This is a genomic window from Tsukamurella sp. USMM236, assembly GCF_037148755.1.
Lineage (GTDB): Bacteria > Actinomycetota > Actinomycetes > Mycobacteriales > Mycobacteriaceae > Tsukamurella.
Map to the genome: position 1 here is coordinate 973,055 of NZ_JBBCSS010000001.1, position 17,386 is coordinate 990,440.

At 71.9% G+C, this 17,386-nt stretch carries 15 protein-coding genes; 8 read left to right on the forward strand and 7 right to left on the reverse strand.

The features are described 5' to 3' along the window. Positions 1-14: 14 nt before the first annotated feature. The 3 genes from kdpB to WFK95_RS04830 are packed head-to-tail and all read right to left on the reverse strand — an operon-like array spanning position 15 to position 3,882. Positions 15-2,138: a potassium-transporting ATPase subunit KdpB gene (kdpB, locus tag WFK95_RS04820; protein ID WP_443081518.1), complete on the reverse strand. Its 2,124-nt coding sequence runs from the start codon at positions 2,136-2,138 to the stop codon at positions 15-17. Then, positions 2,135-3,793, reverse strand: a complete 1,659-nt coding sequence (gene kdpA, locus WFK95_RS04825; RefSeq protein WP_336670008.1) for a potassium-transporting ATPase subunit KdpA — start codon at positions 3,791-3,793, stop codon at positions 2,135-2,137. The genes kdpB and kdpA overlap by 4 nt, the downstream gene beginning before the upstream one ends. Further along, entirely contained in the window at positions 3,793-3,882 is a 90-nt protein-coding gene (locus tag WFK95_RS04830) for a potassium-transporting ATPase subunit F (protein ID WP_074850389.1), read from the reverse strand. Before WFK95_RS04830 ends, kdpA begins: the two co-directional genes overlap by 1 nt. A 92-nt stretch (positions 3,883-3,974) precedes the next feature. Here WFK95_RS04830 and WFK95_RS04835 point away from each other — a divergent pair, with 92 nt between their 5' ends. After that, positions 3,975-5,177, forward strand: a complete 1,203-nt coding sequence (locus tag WFK95_RS04835; RefSeq protein ID WP_336670009.1) for an MFS transporter — start codon at positions 3,975-3,977, stop codon at positions 5,175-5,177. Positions 5,178-5,369: 192 nt separating this feature from the next. Here the strand turns inward: WFK95_RS04835 and WFK95_RS04840 are convergent, their stop codons facing one another. After that, complete coding sequence (locus WFK95_RS04840) at positions 5,370-6,971, reverse strand: dolichyl-phosphate-mannose--protein mannosyltransferase (protein WP_336670010.1); 1,602 nt, start codon at positions 6,969-6,971, stop codon at positions 5,370-5,372. Between the two features lie 15 nt (positions 6,972-6,986). Here WFK95_RS04840 and rsmI point away from each other — a divergent pair, with 15 nt between their 5' ends. Next, entirely contained in the window at positions 6,987-7,847 is an 861-nt protein-coding gene (gene rsmI, locus WFK95_RS04845; RefSeq protein WP_336670011.1) for a 16S rRNA (cytidine(1402)-2'-O)-methyltransferase, read from the forward strand. A gap of 15 nt (positions 7,848-7,862) precedes the next feature. Here the strand turns inward: rsmI and WFK95_RS04850 are convergent, their stop codons facing one another. Together WFK95_RS04850 and WFK95_RS04855 are read right to left on the reverse strand one after the other, a co-directional pair. Beyond that, positions 7,863-8,360, reverse strand: a complete 498-nt coding sequence (locus WFK95_RS04850; RefSeq protein WP_336670012.1) for a hypothetical protein — start codon at positions 8,358-8,360, stop codon at positions 7,863-7,865. A gap of 35 nt (positions 8,361-8,395) precedes the next feature. After that, positions 8,396-9,514, reverse strand: coding sequence for an aminodeoxychorismate synthase component I (locus tag WFK95_RS04855; protein ID WP_336670013.1), 1,119 nt, complete (start codon positions 9,512-9,514; stop codon positions 8,396-8,398). A 157-nt stretch (positions 9,515-9,671) separates the two neighbouring features. Between WFK95_RS04855 and WFK95_RS04860 the strand changes: the two genes are divergently transcribed. Both WFK95_RS04860 and metG read left to right on the forward strand, forming a co-directional pair. Then, positions 9,672-9,944, forward strand: a complete 273-nt coding sequence (locus WFK95_RS04860; protein ID WP_336670014.1) for a hypothetical protein — start codon at positions 9,672-9,674, stop codon at positions 9,942-9,944. Between the two features lie 90 nt (positions 9,945-10,034). Continuing rightward, complete coding sequence (gene metG, locus WFK95_RS04865; protein WP_336670015.1) at positions 10,035-11,585, forward strand: methionine--tRNA ligase; 1,551 nt, start codon at positions 10,035-10,037, stop codon at positions 11,583-11,585. A gap of 47 nt (positions 11,586-11,632) precedes the next feature. On the opposite strand, the gene WFK95_RS04870 is transcribed toward metG, so the two are convergent. Then, positions 11,633-12,820 (reverse strand): DUF7373 family lipoprotein, encoded by a 1,188-nt coding sequence (locus WFK95_RS04870; RefSeq protein ID WP_336670016.1) that lies wholly within the window; start codon positions 12,818-12,820, stop codon positions 11,633-11,635. Positions 12,821-12,940: 120 nt separating this feature from the next. On the opposite strand from WFK95_RS04870, the gene WFK95_RS04875 reads away from it, so the two are divergent. The 4 genes from WFK95_RS04875 (at position 12,941) to WFK95_RS04890 (ending at position 17,235) form a co-directional block, all read left to right on the forward strand. Then, positions 12,941-13,789, forward strand: a complete 849-nt coding sequence (locus WFK95_RS04875) for a TatD family hydrolase (protein WP_336670017.1) — start codon at positions 12,941-12,943, stop codon at positions 13,787-13,789. A gap of 106 nt (positions 13,790-13,895) precedes the next feature. After that, positions 13,896-15,401: a transglycosylase family protein gene (locus tag WFK95_RS04880; RefSeq protein WP_336670018.1), complete on the forward strand. Its 1,506-nt coding sequence runs from the start codon at positions 13,896-13,898 to the stop codon at positions 15,399-15,401. Between the two features lie 15 nt (positions 15,402-15,416). After that, positions 15,417-16,310: a 16S rRNA (adenine(1518)-N(6)/adenine(1519)-N(6))-dimethyltransferase RsmA gene (rsmA, locus tag WFK95_RS04885; protein WP_336670019.1), complete on the forward strand. Its 894-nt coding sequence runs from the start codon at positions 15,417-15,419 to the stop codon at positions 16,308-16,310. A gap of 10 nt (positions 16,311-16,320) precedes the next feature. Then, the gene (locus tag WFK95_RS04890; RefSeq protein ID WP_224646961.1) at positions 16,321-17,235 is read left to right on the forward strand and encodes a 4-(cytidine 5'-diphospho)-2-C-methyl-D-erythritol kinase; all 915 of its coding nucleotides are present in this window, start codon (positions 16,321-16,323) and stop codon (positions 17,233-17,235) included. Positions 17,236-17,386: the final 151 nt, after the last annotated feature.

The window sequence follows — 17,386 nt, forward strand, 5'->3', positions numbered from 1 at the left end:
GCCTTTCGGGACGATCAGGAGAGGCCGGGGATGAGCTGGACGACGAGGTCGATCAGCTTGATGCCGAGGAAGGGGACGACGATGCCGCCGAGGCCGTAGATGGTGAGGTTGCGCGCGAGCAGCTTGTCGGCCGACTTGGCGGTGTACTTCACGCCCCGCATCGCGAGCGGGATCAGCGCGACGATGATGAGCGCGTTGAAGATCACCGCCGAGAGGATCGCCGACTGCGGGCTGTGCAGCCGCATCACGTTGAGCACGTCGAGGCCGGGGGCCAGGGGCACGAACATCGCGGGGATGATCGCGAAGTACTTCGCGATGTCGTTGGCGATGGAGAACGTGGTCAGCGCGCCGCGGGTGATGAGCAGCTGCTTGCCGATCTCCACGATGTCGATGAGCTTCGTCGGGTCGGAGTCCAGGTCGATCATGTTCCCGGCCTCCTTCGCGGCGGAGGTGCCAGTGTTCATCGCGACGCCCACGTCGGCCTGCGCGAGCGCGGGCGCATCGTTGGTGCCGTCGCCGGTCATCGCGACGAGGCGGCCGCCCTCCTGCTGCTGCTTGATCAGCGCCAGCTTGTCCTCGGGGGTGGCCTCGGCGAGGTAGTCGTCGACGCCCGCCTCCGCGGCGATGGCCTTCGCGGTCAGGGGGTTGTCGCCGGTGATCATGACGGTGCGGATGCCCATCGCGCGCAGCTGCGCGAAGCGCTCGCGCATGCCCGCCTTGACCACGTCCTTGAGGTGCACGACGCCCTGCAGGGTCGGGGCGGCGCCGGGCTCGGCGTACGCGACGACCAGCGGGGTGCCGCCGGTCCCGGAGATCTCGTCGACGGCCAGCCGCACGTCGACGGCGCCGAGCGCCTCGGAGACGGCCTCGCCGAGGGTCTCGCCGGGCCCGTCGACCCGGTGCTCCGCGGCGACCCACGCCAGCACGGCCGCCGAGGCGCCCTTGCGGATGCGGGTGCCGTCGGGCAGGTCGACGCCCGACATGCGGGTCTGCGCCGTGAAGGGCACGACGGTGCCGAGGCGGACCGTCGGGACCTCGTGGCCGTGCTCCGTCGCCAGGTCGACGATGGAGCGCCCCTCGGGCGTCTCGTCGGCGAGCGAGGCGAGCAGCGCGTGCCCGGCGAGGGTGTGCTCGTCGACGCCCGCGACGGGGTGGAACGACGTGGCGCGCCGGTTGCCGTAGGTGATGGTGCCGGTCTTGTCGAGCAGCAGCGTCGAGACGTCGCCCGCGGCCTCCACGGCGCGGCCCGACTTGGCGATGACGTTGCGCTGCACCAGCCGGTCCATGCCGGCGATGCCGATCGCGGAGAGCAGCGCGCCGATCGTCGTGGGGATGAGGCACACGAGCAGCGCCACGAGCACCACCACGTCGACCGCGCCGCCCGAGTAGATCGCCATCGGCTGCAGCGTTGCGACAGCCAGCAGGAAGATGATCGTGAGCACCGTGAGCAGGATGTTCAGGGCGATCTCGTTCGGCGTCTTCTGCCGGTTGGCTCCCTCGACGAGGCCGATCATCCGGTCGATGAAGCTCTTGCCGGGCTCGGTCTTGATCTCGACGACGATGCGGTCGGACAGCACGCGGGTGCCGCCGGTGACGGCGCAGCGGTCGCCGCCGGACTCGCGCACGACGGGGGCGGACTCGCCGGTGATCGCCGACTCGTCGACGGTCGCCATGCCCTCGACGACGTCGCCGTCGCCGGGGATGACCTCGCCGGCCTCGACGATCACGAGGTCGCCGACGTGCAGCTGCGATCCGGGGACGTGCTCCTCGCCGGACGCGGTCCTGCGCCGCGCGATCGTCTCCGTCTTGGCCTTGCGCAGCGAATCGGCTTGCGCGCGGCCGCGGCCCTCGGCGACGGCCTCGGCGAGGTTCGCGAAGAGCACCGTCGCCCAGAGGAAGACGGCCACGGACCACGCGAACACGGACGGGTTCACGATCGCCAGCGCGGTGGTGTACACCGAGGCGATCCACACCACGAAGACGACGGGCTGCCGGATCTGCGTGCGCGGGTCCAGCTTCGCGGCCGCGCGGGGCAGCGCCGACTTGAGTTCGGCGAGCGAGAACGCGGAGCGCCGCTTCGGTGCCTGGGTGACGGCCTTCGGGTCCGACGGGGTGGTGTCGGTCAGCGTGTTCGTCACTGGGTGACCTCCGAGATCGGTGCGAGCGCGAGGGCGGGGACGAAGGTCAATCCGGCCACCAGGACCACGACGCCCACGGTGAGGCCCACGAACAGCGGGCGGTGGGTGGGGATGGTGCCCGCGGTGGCGGGCACGGGGTGCTGCTTGGCGAGCGCGCCGGCCAGGGCCAGGATCGCGACCATGGGCGCGAATCGGCCGAGGAGCATCGCCGCGCCGAGGGTGTAGTTGAACCACGGGGTGTCGACGGCGAGGCCGGCGAAGGCGCTGCCGTTGTTGTTCGCGGCCGAGGCGTAGGCGTAGAGGACCTCGGAGAGGCCGTGAGCACCGTCGTTGGTCATGGCGGCGACGCCCTGCTCCTGGACCACGGTGGCGGCGGTGCCGACCAGCACCAGCGCGGGCATCACCAGGATGTACAGCGCGGCGAGGGTGATCTCGGTGCGGCCGATCTTCTTGCCGAGGTACTCGGGGGTGCGGCCCACCATGAGGCCGCAGAGGAAGACGGTGAGGACGGCGATGACGAGCATGCCGTAGAGGCCGGATCCCACGCCGCCGGGGCTGATCTCGCCGAGCAGCATGTTCACCAGCGCGGCGCCGCCGGCGCCGGGGGTGAGGCTGTCGTGCGCGGCGTTCACGGCGCCCGTCGACGTGCTGGTGGTGGCGGTGGCGAACAGGCCGGTGCCCCACTGGCCGATCCGCAGCTCCTGGCCCTCGAGCGCGGCGCCCGCGGCCCTGCCGGCCGTGCCCTGGTTGCCCAGCTGCGCGCCGATGGAGATCGCGGTGGAGACGGCGAAGATCACGGTCATCGAGCCGAGGATCGCGTAGCCCTGCCGGTGGTTGCCGACGAGGTTGCCCAGCATGCGGGGCAGCGCCACGGGGATGAGCAGGATGAGGAAGATCTGGAACAGGTTGGTCGCGGCCGTCGGGTTCTCGAAGGCGTGCGCGGAGTTGGCGTTGAAGTAGCCGCCGCCGTTGGTGCCGAGGAGTTTGATGACCTCCTGGCTCGCGACGAGGCCGCCGGTGAGCACCTGCTTCTGCCCGTCGAGCCCGACGATCTCGTGCCGCTGCCACAGCGTCTGCACCACGCCCTGCGCCATGAGGATCACGGCGCCGATCGCGGCGATCGGCAGCAGGACGCGCAGCGTGATGCGGGTGAGGTCCACCCAGAAGTTGCCGAGCCGGTCGGTGCGGGAGCGGACGAAGCCGCGGATCAGCGCGACGGCGACGGCGATGCCGACGGCCGCGGAGACGAAGTTCTGCACCGCGAGGCCGATCGCCTGCGCGATGAGGTTCATGGCGCTCTCGCCCGAGTACCACTGCCAGTTGGTGTTGGTGACGAACGAGATCGCGGTGTTGAGGGCCTCGTCGAAGCGCCACTGCTTCGGCTCGACGCCGGGCAGCCAGCCCTGCACGAGCAGCAGGATCGTGAGCGCGACGATGCTGACGGCGCTGAACGCGAGCGCGGCCAGCGCGTAGACCCGGTAGCCTTGCTCGGCCTCGGGGTCGGCGCCCACGAGGCGGTAGACGACGCGCTCGACTCGCCAGTGCTTCGGCGTGGTGACCACGTGCGCCAGGTAGTCGCCGAGCGGGCGGTACGCGATGGCCAGCGCCGCGACCAGGGTGCCGATCGTCAGCAGGCCGGAGAGGGTGCCGCTCATCAGAAGCGCTCCGGGCGCAGCAGGGCGTACAGCAGGTACGCCAGGGTGAGGATCGTGGCCGCCAGAGCCAGCGCGTTGGAGATGTCCATGCGCTCCACTCGACCACCGTTCGGGGCCGGATCAAGGCCGCGTTAACGCCCCCGATGCGGGTCTTGACGCGTTCTTAGCGGATGATGTTTCGGTGAACTCAGCAGCTTCCGCGCCCGCACCGCAGCGGGTACCGCCGGAGGTCTGGGTCCTCGTCGCGGCGAGCTTCGTGATCGCCCTCGGGTACGGCGTCGTCGCGCCCGCGCTGCCCGCCTTCGCCCGCACCTTCGACGTGGGCATCGGCGCCGCCTCCGCGGTCGTGAGCGCCTTCGCGATCATGCGGCTGGCCTTCGCGCCCGCCACCGGCCCGTTGGTGAAGGCCTTCGGCGAACGCTGGATCTACATGACGGGGCTCCTGATCGTCGCCGCCTCGACGCTCGCCGTCGCCTTCGCGCAGAGCTACTGGCAGCTCATGCTCTTCCGCGGGCTGGGCGGCGTCGGATCGGTGATGTTCACCGTCTCGGCGATGGGCCTGATGATCCGGATCGCGCCCGCCGAGATCCGCGGCAGGGTCAGCGGCGTGTACTCGTCGAGCTTCGTGCTCGGCGGCATCTGCGGCCCGCTCCTGGGCGGCGCGCTCGTCGGTTTCGGCCTGCGGGTGCCGTTCGTCGTCTACGCCATCGCGCTCGTCGTCGCCACGCTCGTCGTGGGGATCGCGCTGCGCGGCAGCACCCTCGCGGGCCGGGAGGAGGCCTCCTCCGAACCGGGCACGACGGTGCGCGAGGCCCTCGCGGACTCCGCCTACCGGGCCGCGCTCTTCACGTCGGTGGTGTTCGGCTGGGTGTACTCGATGCGGGTCTCGCTGCTGCCGCTGTTCTTCGCCGCGGTGCTCGATCAGCCCGCCGCAATCGCCGGCTACGCGCTGGCCGCCTACGCCGCGGGCGACGTGCTCGCCATGTTCCCCGCGGGCCGCGCCTCCGACCGCTACGGCCGTCGCCCCTTCATCGTGGTCGGCATGCTCGTCATCGCCGCGGGCACGCTGGCGCTGGGCTTCACCGATTCGGTGCTGGTCGCGTTCCTCGTCACCGTCGTCGCCGGGATCGGGACGGGCCTCGTCGCCCCGACCATGCAGGCCTCCCTCGCCGACGTCCTGCAGGGCAAGGGCCGCAGCGGCGGCGCCCTCTCGGCGTATCAGATGGCGCAGGACGCGGGCACCATCTCCGGCCCGCTGCTCGCCGGCGCCATCGCCCAGTACCTCGGCTTCACGTGGGCCTTCGCCATCACGGCCGCGCTGTGCGTGGTCGCCGCGTTCGTATGGATGCTGGCGCGCGAGACCCGCGTCGCCGCGACGGTCTGAGCGCGGCGCCCGCCCGTGCGCGCCTACGGACGCACCCCCGTCGTGGTCGGCGACGTGCACCGCATCGACGACTCTCGGATTCTGTCCGCTTCGGACACCGTGTCCGAACCGGACAGAATTCGAGAGTCTCGTCGCAGCGTGAACGGGGACCTTCGCCCCGGCCTGCCGGGCCGACGTCCCGCCCTCCGGGCCCTACTGCCAGCTGGGCAGCCAGAGCTCCAGACGCCACCACCACATCGGGATCGGCGTGGCGGTGAGGATCGGCCACAGCCAGGCGAAGTTGAGGACCACGATCGTCGCGTAGAGCACCACCAGCCAGCGGCCGAGCTGCAGCCGCTCGAAGCCGAAGTACCGGGCGCGACCGTCGAGGCCGAGGACTTCTCGGCAGATCAGCGCGATCATGATGCACAGGAAGGGCATCAGGGTGAGCGCGTAGAAGTAGTACATCTGCCGGTCCAGGTTGAGGAACCAGGGCAGGTAGGTCGCGAAGTACATGGTCACGGGCGCGGCGTAGGCCCAGTCCCGCTTGACGAACATCTTCCACAGCGCCCACAGCACCACGGGCACGGCGATCCATGTGAGCGCCGGCGTGCCGACCGCCATCACCGCGCGCACGCACGGCCCGTCGCCGCACATGCCCCCGGACTGGTCCGCGGTGTAGTGGTAGAGCATCGGCCGCAGGCCCATCGGCCAGGTCCACGGCTTGGACTCCCACGGGTGGTGGTTGCCGGCCGAGTTGGTCAGGCCGTCGTGGAAATCGAGGATCGTGGTCTCGTAGAAGAACAGGGAGCGCAGCGCCGCGGGCACCCAGCTGAACGGTCCGCCCTCGCCGACCTGGTTGCCCACCGCGTACCGGTAGACCGACGTCTCCGACGAGAACCACGGCCAGAAGGTGCCCAGGTACACCAGCACCGGGACCACCCCGAGCGACATGCCCGACGGGATCAGGTCGCGCAGCAGCACCCCGCGCCACGGGCGCAGCACACCGTACTGGCGCCGGTTCGCCACGTCGAAGGCCAGCGACAGCACCAGGACGCCGATGAGGAAGTAGGCGCCTGACCACTTCACGCCGCAGGCCAGGCCCACCATGATCGCGGCGGAGAAGCGCCACCAGCGGAAACCCAGCCGCGGCCCGTACAGCGAATCGGTGATCCGGCCCTCGACGGCCGCGCGGTGCAGCCGCTCCCGCATCTGGTCGCGGTCCACCAGGATCATCGAGAACGCGGCGAAGCCGAAGACGACGAGGAAGATGTCGAGCAGCGCGACGCGCGAGGAGACCATCGTCAGGCCGTCGCAGATCAGGAAGAGGCCCGCGAGGCCGCCGATCAGCGTCGACCGCGCGAGCCGCCGCGCGGCGCGGATCACCAGGAAGACGAGCAGGGTGCCGCACACGGCGGACATGAACCGCCAGCCCAGCGGGCTGTAGCCGAACAGCCACTCGCCGATCGCGATCATCCACTTGCCCACCGGCGGGTGGACGATCAGCCCGAAGCCGGGGTTGTCCTCGATCCACTGCCCACCCGAGAGCACCTGCCAGCCCTGCGGCGCGTAGTGCTTCTCGTCGAAGACCGGCGTCTGCACCGGCGTGCTGCCGATGAAGCCGGTGTTGCTCGGGTAGCCCAGGTTGAAGAACCGCGTGGCCGCCGCCACGGCGGTGAGCACCAGCGTCACGGTCCAGCCGAAGGCGCGGTCCGTCGCGCCGAACACCGCGGGCGGGAGCCTCGGGCCGGGGCTCACCATCTCGCGGTCCTCGCTACGCCCCTCGGGCATCGCCACAGCTGTCACGCGAACCATCGTAGGGTGTGACCCGTGGGAACAGAGGACGCGCGCGGGGCACTGATCGTCGCCGGAGTGCCGATGGGCAACCCGGGTGACGCCACCGCGCGGCTGATCGCGGCGCTCGGATCCGCCGACGTGATCGCCGCCGAGGACACGCGCCGGGCCCGGTCGCTGGCGGCGTCGCTGGAGGTGGAGATCGCCGGGCGCGTGCTCAGCTTCTACGACCACAACGAGGCCGGCCGCATCCCGCAACTGCTCGCCGCGCTCGACGCCGGCGAGACCGTCCTGCTCATCACCGACGCCGGCATGCCGTCGGTCTCCGACCCCGGATACCGCCTGGTCGCGGCCGTCGTCGAGGCGGGGCACCGGGTCACGTGCCTGCCCGGGCCGTCGGCCGTGACCACGGCGCTGGCCCTGTCGGGGCTGCCCGTCGAGCGGTTCCTGTTCGACGGTTTCGCCCCGCGCAAGTCCGGTGCCCGCCGGTCATGGCTCACCGAGCTGGTGACGGAACGTCGCGCGGCGGTCTTCTTCGAGTCGCCGCACCGCCTCGCCGACACCCTCGCCGACGCCGCCGAAGTGCTCGGAACCGAGCGGCGCGCCGCGGTGTGTCGCGAGCTCACCAAGACCTACGAGGAGGTCCGCCGGGGCACGCTGGGCGAGCTCGCGGCGTGGGCCGCCGACGGGGTGCGCGGCGAGATCACCGTCGTGGTCTCCGGCGCCGATCCGGTCTCCGCCGACCCCGAGGACCACGTCGCCGCCGTGCTGCGCCGCGTCGACGCGGGGGAGCGGCTCAAGGACGCCTGCGCCGCCGTCGCCGCGGAGACCGGCGCCTCCAAGCGCGACCTCTACGAGACGTCGCTCGCGCAGCGGCGCTCGGATTCCGACGACTGACCCGGTACCGGAACGTCAGGCGGCCGCCGCGCGCGGAACCCCGCTCGCGCCCGCCGCTGACGCCCGGCGCGTGAGGATCAGCCGGAGCGCCCCGACCACGACGATGCCGCCCACCGCGAGATCGAGGTAGTGGCAGGCCATCGCGCCGAGGTACGTCGGGCCGCCCCACGCGTTCACCGTGAAGTTCGGGTCCAACCCGGCCAGCACCTGCACGCCCGCCCGGAAGGCGGCGAAGACCAGCAGGAACAGCAGCGGCGCCGCGAGCGCCAGCCGCGCCGGTGTGAGGGCGGGCGTGCGGGGCGGCCACCGTCGGGCCCGGATCCCGAGCACGAGCAGCGCCCCGATCACGGCCACCACCGCGTGCTGCGGCCAGGCGGCGGTCCACGGGACGAAGCCGGCGACGACGGGATCGCGCTGGGTGTAGAGGTACCCGCCGAAGGCGAGCCCGGCGGCGAAGGCCACCGCCAGGACCAGGAGGAAGCGACGGAACGCGGGGGCGTGGAGGTCGATCATGCGGCCAGTGTCGCGGGCCGCGACGCGGGGCGTCGTCACCCGTGCGGGGGAGATCCGCGATGGCCGACGATCGACGCCGCCTTGTCGAGGCACTCGCGCCACTCCGCGTCGGGTTCGGAGTCGATGGTGATGCCGCCGCCCACGCCGAGCCGCAGCGCACCGTCGCGCGCCTCGACGGTGCGGATCGCGACGTTGAGGTCCAACCCGGTCAGCGGATGGTCGATGCCGATCGCGCCGCAGTAGCTGCCGCGGGTGTGCCGCTCCCATGCGGTGATCCGCTCGCGGGCGGAGAGCTTCGGGGTGCCCGTGACCGACGCCGGCGGGAAGGTCGCGTCGAGCATCTGCGCGCGGGTGGTGCCGGGCCGCTGCCGCGCGGTGACCGTCGAGACCAGGTGCCAGACGCCGGGGGCGGGCTCGACGCGCAGCAGCTCCGGCGTGCGGACGGTCCCGGTCGCGGCGACGCGGCTGAGGTCGTTGCGCACCAGGTCCACGATCATCACGTTCTCCGCGACGTCCTTGACGCTGGCGCGGAGGTCCTCCGCCGGCCTGGTCAGCGGCAGCGTGCCCTTGATGGGCCGCTCCGTGAGCAGGCCGTCGCGCTCGGTGAGGAAGGTCTCGGGGGAGAACGAGGCGACCGCGCCCCAGTCGCCCTCGAGGTAGGCGGCCTTGGCGGGGCGGGTGGCGGCGGCGATGTCGGCGAACAGGTCCAGCGGGTCGCCGGTGAGGTCGCCGCCGAAGCGGGTGCACACGTTCACCTGGTAGACGTCGCCCGCGCGGATCGCCTCCTGGCACGCGAGCACGGCTGCGCGATGATCGCCCCGGTCGGGTGGGGTCCACGCGGCCGCCCACGGGCGCGGGGCGGGCGCGGCGTCGGGGATCGGGAACGCGGGATCGGTGCAGGCCCAACGGCCGTCGGCGTCGAGCAGGAGCAGCGGGCCCGGATCGCCGCCGATGACCGCCGGGACGAGGCGGGGCTCGCCGGTCGTGTCCGGGTAGCCGACGATCCCGAGCCACGGCGCACCGTCGGGCGCGATGCCCGGATCGAGCTGCGGCGCGGGCGCGATCACGGCGCGGAAGCCGCCCCACGCGCCGAACAGCGCGGCGGGCCGGTGGCCGCGCTCGCGGAGCGCCCGCAGCATGTCGACCGGTTGCACCGCGCCATCCTGTCACGGCGCCGCCGCGCGATCTCGGGGAGGAATGGGGGTTTCACCGGATGTGCGCGGAGGGCGCGGGCCGGAAGAGTGGGTCTCGGCCGGCGGATCTCTCCCACCCACCCGATCCGCCCGCCACCCCAACTCACGAGGAGGAGCGATGAACCCGGTGATCGACGGCGGTACGGCCCTCGGCGAGCGACTGGCCTGGGTGCACGTCGCCCACGGCGAGCGCAGCCAGGTCCGGTTCTACGCGGAGGGCGAGTACGCGGGTACCGCCGCCGCGGTTCCGACCGTCGACACCGAGGTCATCGGCGTGGACTACGACGTGGTCTACGTCCGCTACGGCCGGGACATCGCCCGCTTCCGGCTGGACGAGTCCGGCGCCGTCGTCGCGCTGGATGCGGTTCCCGCCTGCGCCCTCGCCGGCTGACGTCCGTCCCGGACGGCGCCGGGCCCCGTCGATCCACTTCGCGATTCCGCCCGGAACACGCTTGCGATGCACCGATAAGCTGGGCGCACCATGGCTGCAGACAAGGCTTTCTACATCACCACGGCGATCGCCTACCCGAACGGCGTGCCCCACATCGGGCACGCCTACGAGTACATCGCCACCGACGTGATCGCGCGGTTCCAGCGACTCGACGGCCACGAGGTCTTCTTCCTCACCGGCACGGACGAGCACGGCATCAAGATGCAGCAGACCGCCGCCAAGGAGGGCATCGAGGTCAAGGCGCTCGCGGATCGCAACGCCGCCGCTTTCGAGGCGCTGCAGCGCGCCGTGGGCTCGACCTTCGACCGGTTCATCCGCACCACCGATGCCGATCATTACGAGGCGTCGAAGGCCATCTGGCAGAAGATGGTCGACGCGGGCGACATCTACCTGGGCAAGTACTCGGGCTGGTACTCCGTGCGCGACGAGGCCTACTACGCCGAGGACGAGACCACGGTCACCGAGGACGGCACCCGCGTCTCCACCGACACCGGCACCGAGGTCGAGTGGACCGAGGAGGCGTCGTACTTCTTCAAGCTGTCCGCCTACCAGGACCGGCTGCTCGCCCTGCTCGACCGCGAGGGCGGCTACCTCGAGCCCGCGACGCGGCGCAACGAGATCGTCAGCTTCATCAAGGGCGGACTCCGGGACCTCTCGATCAGCCGCGACACCTTCGACTGGGGCGTGCCCGTCCCCGGCGACCCGGATCACGTCATGTACGTGTGGGTCGACGCGCTGACCAACTACCTCACCGGCGCCGGCTACCCCGACACGGGGTCGGCGCAGTTCCAGACGTTCTGGCCGCCGAAGCTGCAGATCATCGGCAAGGACATCATCCGGTTCCACGCCGTGTACTGGCCGGCGTTCCTCATGAGCGCCGGGATCGAGCTGCCCGAGCGGGTCTTCGCCCACGGCTTCCTGTTCAACAAGGGCGAGAAGATGAGCAAGTCGGTCGGCAACGTCGTCGACCCGCACGCCCTCATCGCCGAGTACGGCCTCGACGCGCTGCGCTTCTTCCTGCTCCGCGAGGTCTCCTTCGGCCAGGACGGCAGCTACAGCCACGAGGCGATCGTCGGCCGGATCAACGCCGACCTCGCCAACGAGCTGGGCAACCTGGCGCAGCGCTCGCTGTCGATGATCAACAAGAACTGCGCGGGCACGGTCCCCACGCCGGGCCCGTTCACGCCCGCCGACGAGGCGCTCCTCGCCCGGGCCGACGGCCTGCTGTCGACGGTCCGCCGGCACGTCGGCGACCAGGCGCTGCACCTGTACCTCGAGGCGATCTGGGAGGTCCTCGCCGAGACCAACCGGTACTTCTCGGCGCAGGAGCCGTGGAAGCTCAAGGCGAGCGACCCCGAGCGCATGGGGACGGTGCTCTACACGACCGCCGAGGTCGTCCGCCAGGTCGCGCTGCTGCTGCAGCCGGTGATGCCGGAGTCGGCGGAGGAACTGCTGACCCTGCTCGAGCAGCCGAAGGACCGGCGCACGTTCGAGGCCGTCGGCACCCGACTGGCCGCGGGCACCGCGCTCCCCAAGCCGCAGGGCGTCTTCCCCCGGTACGTCGAGCCCGAGGCCGAGTAGCCGCGGTACCTCGGCCGGACGCGGTCTCCCGCGCCCGGCCGGCGGGCCTACGGCGTGGTCGCGAGGATGGAGAACTGGGCGGCCGCCTTCTGCCGCGCGAGCGCCGCGTTGCTGTCCTGGACCGATCCGACGTAGCGCCCGACGGGCACCCAGCAGTACGTGAGGCTGCCGCCAGTCATGCACTTCACCGACGGGAGCTGGGGGATGCCCGGCACGGCGGGGTTCTTGGCGGCGGCGGTCTGCACCATCGTGGTCGCGGCCGCGGCATCGCGCGTGCGATAGACGACGCTGCCGGCGCCCGTGTTGCCGATCAGGTCGATGCCGGCGGCGAGATAGGTCTCGGTCCTGGTGATGTCCTGGATTCGGTGCAGCTGCCCGTTCCACGTGTACCAGTTCTCGAAGAGGGTCGGATCCTGCGCGTCGGGCGCGGGGAGCGTCCTGGACAGGATGCCGTCCTTGTCGAGGTCGAGCTTGCGGATCTGGTCGACGGCGGTCGGCGTGAACGCCTTGAGCTTCGGCAGCTCCAGACCGTAGGCCTTGGTCACGAACTGCGCGCCCTGGTCCGTGGTCGGCCCCGTGCCGCTGACGTTCACGACGAAGGGCCCCTGCACGACGTAGGCGTCGACGGTGCCGGGCTTGAACTCGGAGGCCAGCACGTCGGGCGCACCGTCGACGGTGACGCGGACCTTCGGTGCGGACGCGGTGGCGGTGCGGATGGCGTCGAGGGCCGCTTTCGCGGCGTCGGGGGTCTCGAAGCGGTAGAGGCCGATCCGCACCGCGACGGTCGGCTTGTCGAGCGCGTCGCCGCGCGTGGTCGTCATGCCCACCCGCATCTTGTTGGCCTGGAAGGCCCGGGCGGTGGCGTCGGGCACGCGGCTGCGGAGGCCGTCGCCGACGAGCACGGGGTACGAGCGCAGCCCTGCGCCGCCCAGGATCAGGCGCGGGTCGACCTCGTTGGCCTGGATGAGCGCCTCGTCGCCCATCCGATTGCCCTCGGCCACCCACGACCGGTTCTCCGAGGCGGTGATCGTGCGGGCCTTCGTCGGGTGCGCGCCGTAGTCCAGGCCGGCGGGGACCGGCACCGTCGTCCCGGCGGGCGCGCCGGGCGCCGCCGACGACGAGACGGCCGGCGATCCCGACGACGGGGCCGCGACGGGCTCCCCGCCGGTCGTGTTGCAGGCGGCGAGCAACGCGGCACCGCCGATGACAGCGGCGGACAGGACGGACTTCTTCATTCGTTCTCCTCGGTCGGACACCGCACGGAGCACACCAGGCACGGCTTCGCGGCTGCTTAACGTCGGATTAAACATGGTCCGAGGACGGGGCCCCGGAGCGGTACCGGGACAATGGAGCGCATGGGGAAGAAGAAGCCGCCGCCTCCGCTGCCCGCGCCGCTGCCCGGCCTCGTCGACGCGCACACGCACCTCGACGGATGCCGCGCCCGCACGCCCGAGGCCGTGCGGGAGCTGGTCGACCGGTCGGCGTCCGTCGGCGTCGACCGTGTGGTCACCGTCGCCTGTGATCTCGACCAGGCGCGGTACGTCATCGAGGCGAGCCGCTGGGACGAGCGGGTCTTCGCCGCCGTGGCCCTGCACCCGACCGACGCGCACCAGCTCGAGGTCGACGGTGCGCCGGCGGAGCTCGAGCGCCTGGCCGCCGACCCGCGGTGCGTGGCGATCGGCGAGACGGGCCTCGACTGGTACTGGCTCGGCAAGCGGGAGGACGTCGCGACGCCGGCGCAGCAGCACGCGGCCTTCGAGTGGCACATCGACCTGGCGAAGCGACTGGGCAAGCCGCTGATGATCCACAACCGTGAGGCGGACGCCGACATCCTCACGGACCTCGAGCGCTTCGGCGCCCCGGAGACGGTGATCTTCCACTGCTTCTCCGGCGACGCGGCGATGGCGCGCGAGTGCGTGGACCGCGGCTACGTCCTGAGCTTCTCGGGCACCGTGACGTTCACGAACGCGACGGAGCTGCAGGAGGCCGCGCGCCTCGTTCCGGACGATCAACTGCTCGTCGAGACCGACGCGCCGTATCTCACACCCCACCCGTACCGGGGTACGCCCAACGAGTCGTACTGCATCCCGTATACCGCGCGCTACCTCGCTGACCTGCGCGGAGTCGCTCCCGAGGAGATCGCGGCGGCCACCACCGCGACGGCGGAGCGTGTGTTCGGGGCCACATTCGCGGGCGCGAAATGAACAGAAGCTGGCACGCCTCCCACTTCTCCGTTACCGTACTGTGATGTAACGGCGACCGAAACGTCGCCGAGCGCCACACCTGCAGTCCACCCATGGGAAGTCACCAGTGCCTGAGCTCGACGCAGACGACAACACCACCACGGTGGATCAGCCCACCTCGCACCCGCGCCGCGGCGCCTTCGGTTCCACCCGGGAGCGCACCGCCGAGTTCGACGTGACCCAGGTCTTCGCCCGGTTCACCGACATCGAGGGCCGGCCCCTCGATCCCGAGGCGGACCGCGAGATCATCGACCTCGAGGCCGAGGTCTACGGCGACGACGCCGTCGCGGAGGCCGAGAGCCTGGCCCTCGAGGCCGAGGAGAAGTACAACGCGGAGCACCCGCAGGCCGAGGCGCTCCCCGAGCCCGCCGTCCTCGACACCGAGGCCGACGACGCCCTCGAGCCCGCCGCGGAGACCGCGTCCGACGACGACAAGCCCGGAATCCTCGACGGCCTGTCGGCGAAGCTCGAGAACACCCCGGTCCGCGCCGTCACCGGCGCCATGCTGGTCGCCCTGATGGCCTCCGGCGGCACCGCCGCCGCGCTGTACCAGGACTTCACGGTCACCGTCGACGGGCAGACCCACGAGGTCTCCACGATGAGCCGCTCGGTGAAGTCGATCCTCGGCTCCGCCGGCATCGACGCCGACGCCTCGGACCGGGTGAGCCCCGGCCTCGGCGAGTCGGTCAAGCCCGGTCAGCAGATCACCGTGCAGCACGACCGCGACATCGCGGTCAACGTCAACGGCAAGGTCCGCACTGTCAAGACCACCGACCTGACGCTGGGCGCCGCCCTGGCCTCGGCCGGCCTCGGCGACGCGAAGAACTTCGTCTCCCTCCCGCTCGACGCGCAGGTGCCGCTCGACGGTGCTGCCGTCTCGGTGGTCACGCCCGTCACCGCCACCGTGCTCGACGCGGGCGGCAAGGTCGTCGCCAACGCCGCCGGGCGCACCGTCGGCGAGTACCTGGCCAAGATGGGTGTCCCGCTGATCCAGCAGGACGCCGTCAAGCCGAGCGCCAACACCCCCGTCACCCCCGGCATGACCATCTCGGTCAACCGGAACCGGACGGCCACCGTGACGGTCACCGAGCCGTACACGGCGCCGCCGAAGAAGGTCGACGACCCGAAGCTGACCAACGGCAAGACGCAGGTCACGAACCCGGGCAAGCCGGGCAAGCAGGAGGTCCAGTACCGCGAGCACGTGGTGGACGGCAAGGTCGTCTCCCGCGAGCGGATCGGCTCCAAGGTCCTCGACGCGGGCATCGCCGGCGTCACCGCCGTCGGCACCGCCCCGGGCGCGCCCTACGTGGCACCGGGCTCCGTGTGGGACCGCCTGGTGCAGTGCGAGGCCACCGGCAACTGGGCCATCAACACCGGCAACGGCTTCTACGGCGGCGTCCAGTTCACGCAGCAGACGTGGATCGCGTTCGGCGGCGGCAAGTACGCGCCCCGCGCCGATCTCGCGACCCGCGAGGAGCAGATCGACATCGCCCGCAAGACCCTCCGCGGCCAGGGCTGGGGCGCATGGCCCTCGTGCTCGTCGAAGCTGGGCCTGTCCGGCAACTCGGAGTAAGTAGACTCAGCCGTTGTGACCGGCGCCGAGTTCAAGAATCAAGCACGACTGCTCGGCCCCGCGGAGATCCGCGCGCTGGCCGGGCAGTTGTCCGTTCGTCCCACCAAGACGTTGGGGCAGAACTTCGTGCACGACCCGAACACGGTCCGCAAGATCGTCGCCGCCGCCGACGTGCGCCCCGACGACGTCGCGCTCGAGGTGGGGCCCGGCCTCGGCTCCCTCACCCTCGCGCTGCTCGACGCCGCCGCCTCCGTCACCGCCATTGAGATCGATCCCGTTCTCGCGGAACAGCTCCCGAAGACGGTGGCCAAACGTGCGCCGGAACTCGCGGGGAACCTCACGGTGATCGGCGAGGACGCGCTCAAGGTCTCCGGTGCGCAGGTGTCCGTCGCAGGATCGCCGACGGTGCTCGTCGCGAACCTCCCGTACAACGTCTCGGTGCCGGTGCTGCTGCACCTGCTGGCCGAGGTCCCCACGCTGCGGACCGTGCTGGTCATGGTGCAGCTGGAGGTCGCCGACCGGCTCGCCGCGCCCCCGGGTTCGCGAGTCTACGGCGTCCCGTCGGTGAAGGCGGCGTACTACGGGCGCGTGCGCAAGGCCGGCACCGTCGGGCGGGCGGTGTTCTGGCCCGAGCCCAACGTGGAGTCCGGCCTGGTCCGGATCGACCTGCACGGCCCCGGCGGCCGGCCCGACGTGGACCGGGTCCGCCTGTGGGCGGCCGTCGACGCGGCCTTCGCGCAGCGCCGCAAGACCCTGCGCGCCGCCCTCGCGACCTGGGCGGGATCGCCCGCCGCGGCGGAGGAGCTGCTGGTCGCGGCGGGTATCGACCCGCGCGAGCGCGGCGAGAAGCTGTCGGTCGAGCAGTTCGCCGCCCTCGCCGCCGCTCGGCCCGCCGACGCCGCCCCGTAGTCTGGACCGCGTGCTTTCCGTGGTACCGACCCCCCTGACCGTGCGGGCGCCCGCCAAGGTGAACCTCCACCTCGGGGTGGGCGACGTGCGGCCCGACGGCTTCCACGAGCTGGTCACCGTCTTCCAGGCGCTCTCCCTGCACGACGACGTGACCCTCACCCCGTCCGACGCGCTGACCCTGCATGTGACCGGCGAGGGCGTCCGCGACGTGCCGACCGACCCCACCAACCTGGCGGCGCGCGCCGTCGTCGCGCTCGCGGAGCGGTACGGCCGGGACCCGAACATGCGCATCGACATCGCCAAGGGCATCCCCGTGGCGGGCGGGATGGCCGGCGGATCCGCGGACGCGGCCGCCGCGCTGCTCGGCGCCGCCACCCTCTGGGGCCTCGAGATCGGCCGCGACGACCTCGACGAGGTGGCCGCGACGCTCGGCTCCGACGTGCCCTTCTCGCTGCACGGTCACACCGCGCTCGGCACCGGCCGCGGCGAGCGGCTGATCCCCGCGCTGGCCCGCGGCGAATTCCACTGGACGCTCGCGCTGGCCCGCGAGGGCCTGAGTACCCCCGCCGTGTACCGCGAGCTCGACCGGCTGCGCGAGGCCGGCGATCCGCCGCGCGCAGGCAGTCCCGACGCGCTGCTCGCCGCCGTGGCATCCGGCGATCCGCACCGCCTGGCGCCGCTGCTCACCAACGATCTGCAGGCGGCCGCGCTCTCGTTGCAGCCGGGACTACGGCGCACGCTGCGCGCCGGCATCGAGGCGGGCGCGCTCGCCGGCATCGTCTCCGGCAGCGGCCCCACCTGTGCGTTCCTCTGCGCGAGCGCCGACGACGCCGTCGACGTGGGCACCGAGCTCGCGGGCGCCGGTGTCTGCCGGACGGTGCGCGTCGCCTCGGGCCCGGTGCCGGGCGCCACCGTCGTGCCGTAGGCGCACGCCCCCTCGCGCCGCCGCGCGCCTCACCCCACCCTCTCGGATGAATGACGGACAACTCCTTGCGACATACCCCCTAGGGGTATATGGTTCGAATCAGATACCCACTGGGGGTACCCCTGATCGAGGAGGAACCATGGACGGCCGG

Excerpts from the sequence above, each read along its gene's own strand:
- kdpA (WP_336670008.1), bottom strand. The coding sequence starts at position 3,793 with ATGAGCGGCACCCTCTCCGGCCTGCTGACGATCGGCACCCTGGTCGCG.
- WFK95_RS04830 (WP_074850389.1), bottom strand. The coding sequence starts at position 3,882 with ATGGACATCTCCAACGCGCTGGCTCTGGCGGCCACGATCCTCACCCTG.
- WFK95_RS04840 (WP_336670010.1), bottom strand. The coding sequence starts at position 6,971 with ATGGTTCGCGTGACAGCTGTGGCGATGCCCGAGGGGCGTAGCGAGGAC.
- WFK95_RS04850 (WP_336670012.1), bottom strand. The coding sequence starts at position 8,360 with ATGATCGACCTCCACGCCCCCGCGTTCCGTCGCTTCCTCCTGGTCCTG.
- WFK95_RS04860 (WP_336670014.1), top strand. The coding sequence starts at position 9,672 with ATGAACCCGGTGATCGACGGCGGTACGGCCCTCGGCGAGCGACTGGCC.
- metG (WP_336670015.1), top strand. The coding sequence starts at position 10,035 with ATGGCTGCAGACAAGGCTTTCTACATCACCACGGCGATCGCCTACCCG.
- WFK95_RS04870 (WP_336670016.1), bottom strand. The coding sequence starts at position 12,820 with ATGAAGAAGTCCGTCCTGTCCGCCGCTGTCATCGGCGGTGCCGCGTTG.
- WFK95_RS04875 (WP_336670017.1), top strand. The coding sequence starts at position 12,941 with ATGGGGAAGAAGAAGCCGCCGCCTCCGCTGCCCGCGCCGCTGCCCGGC.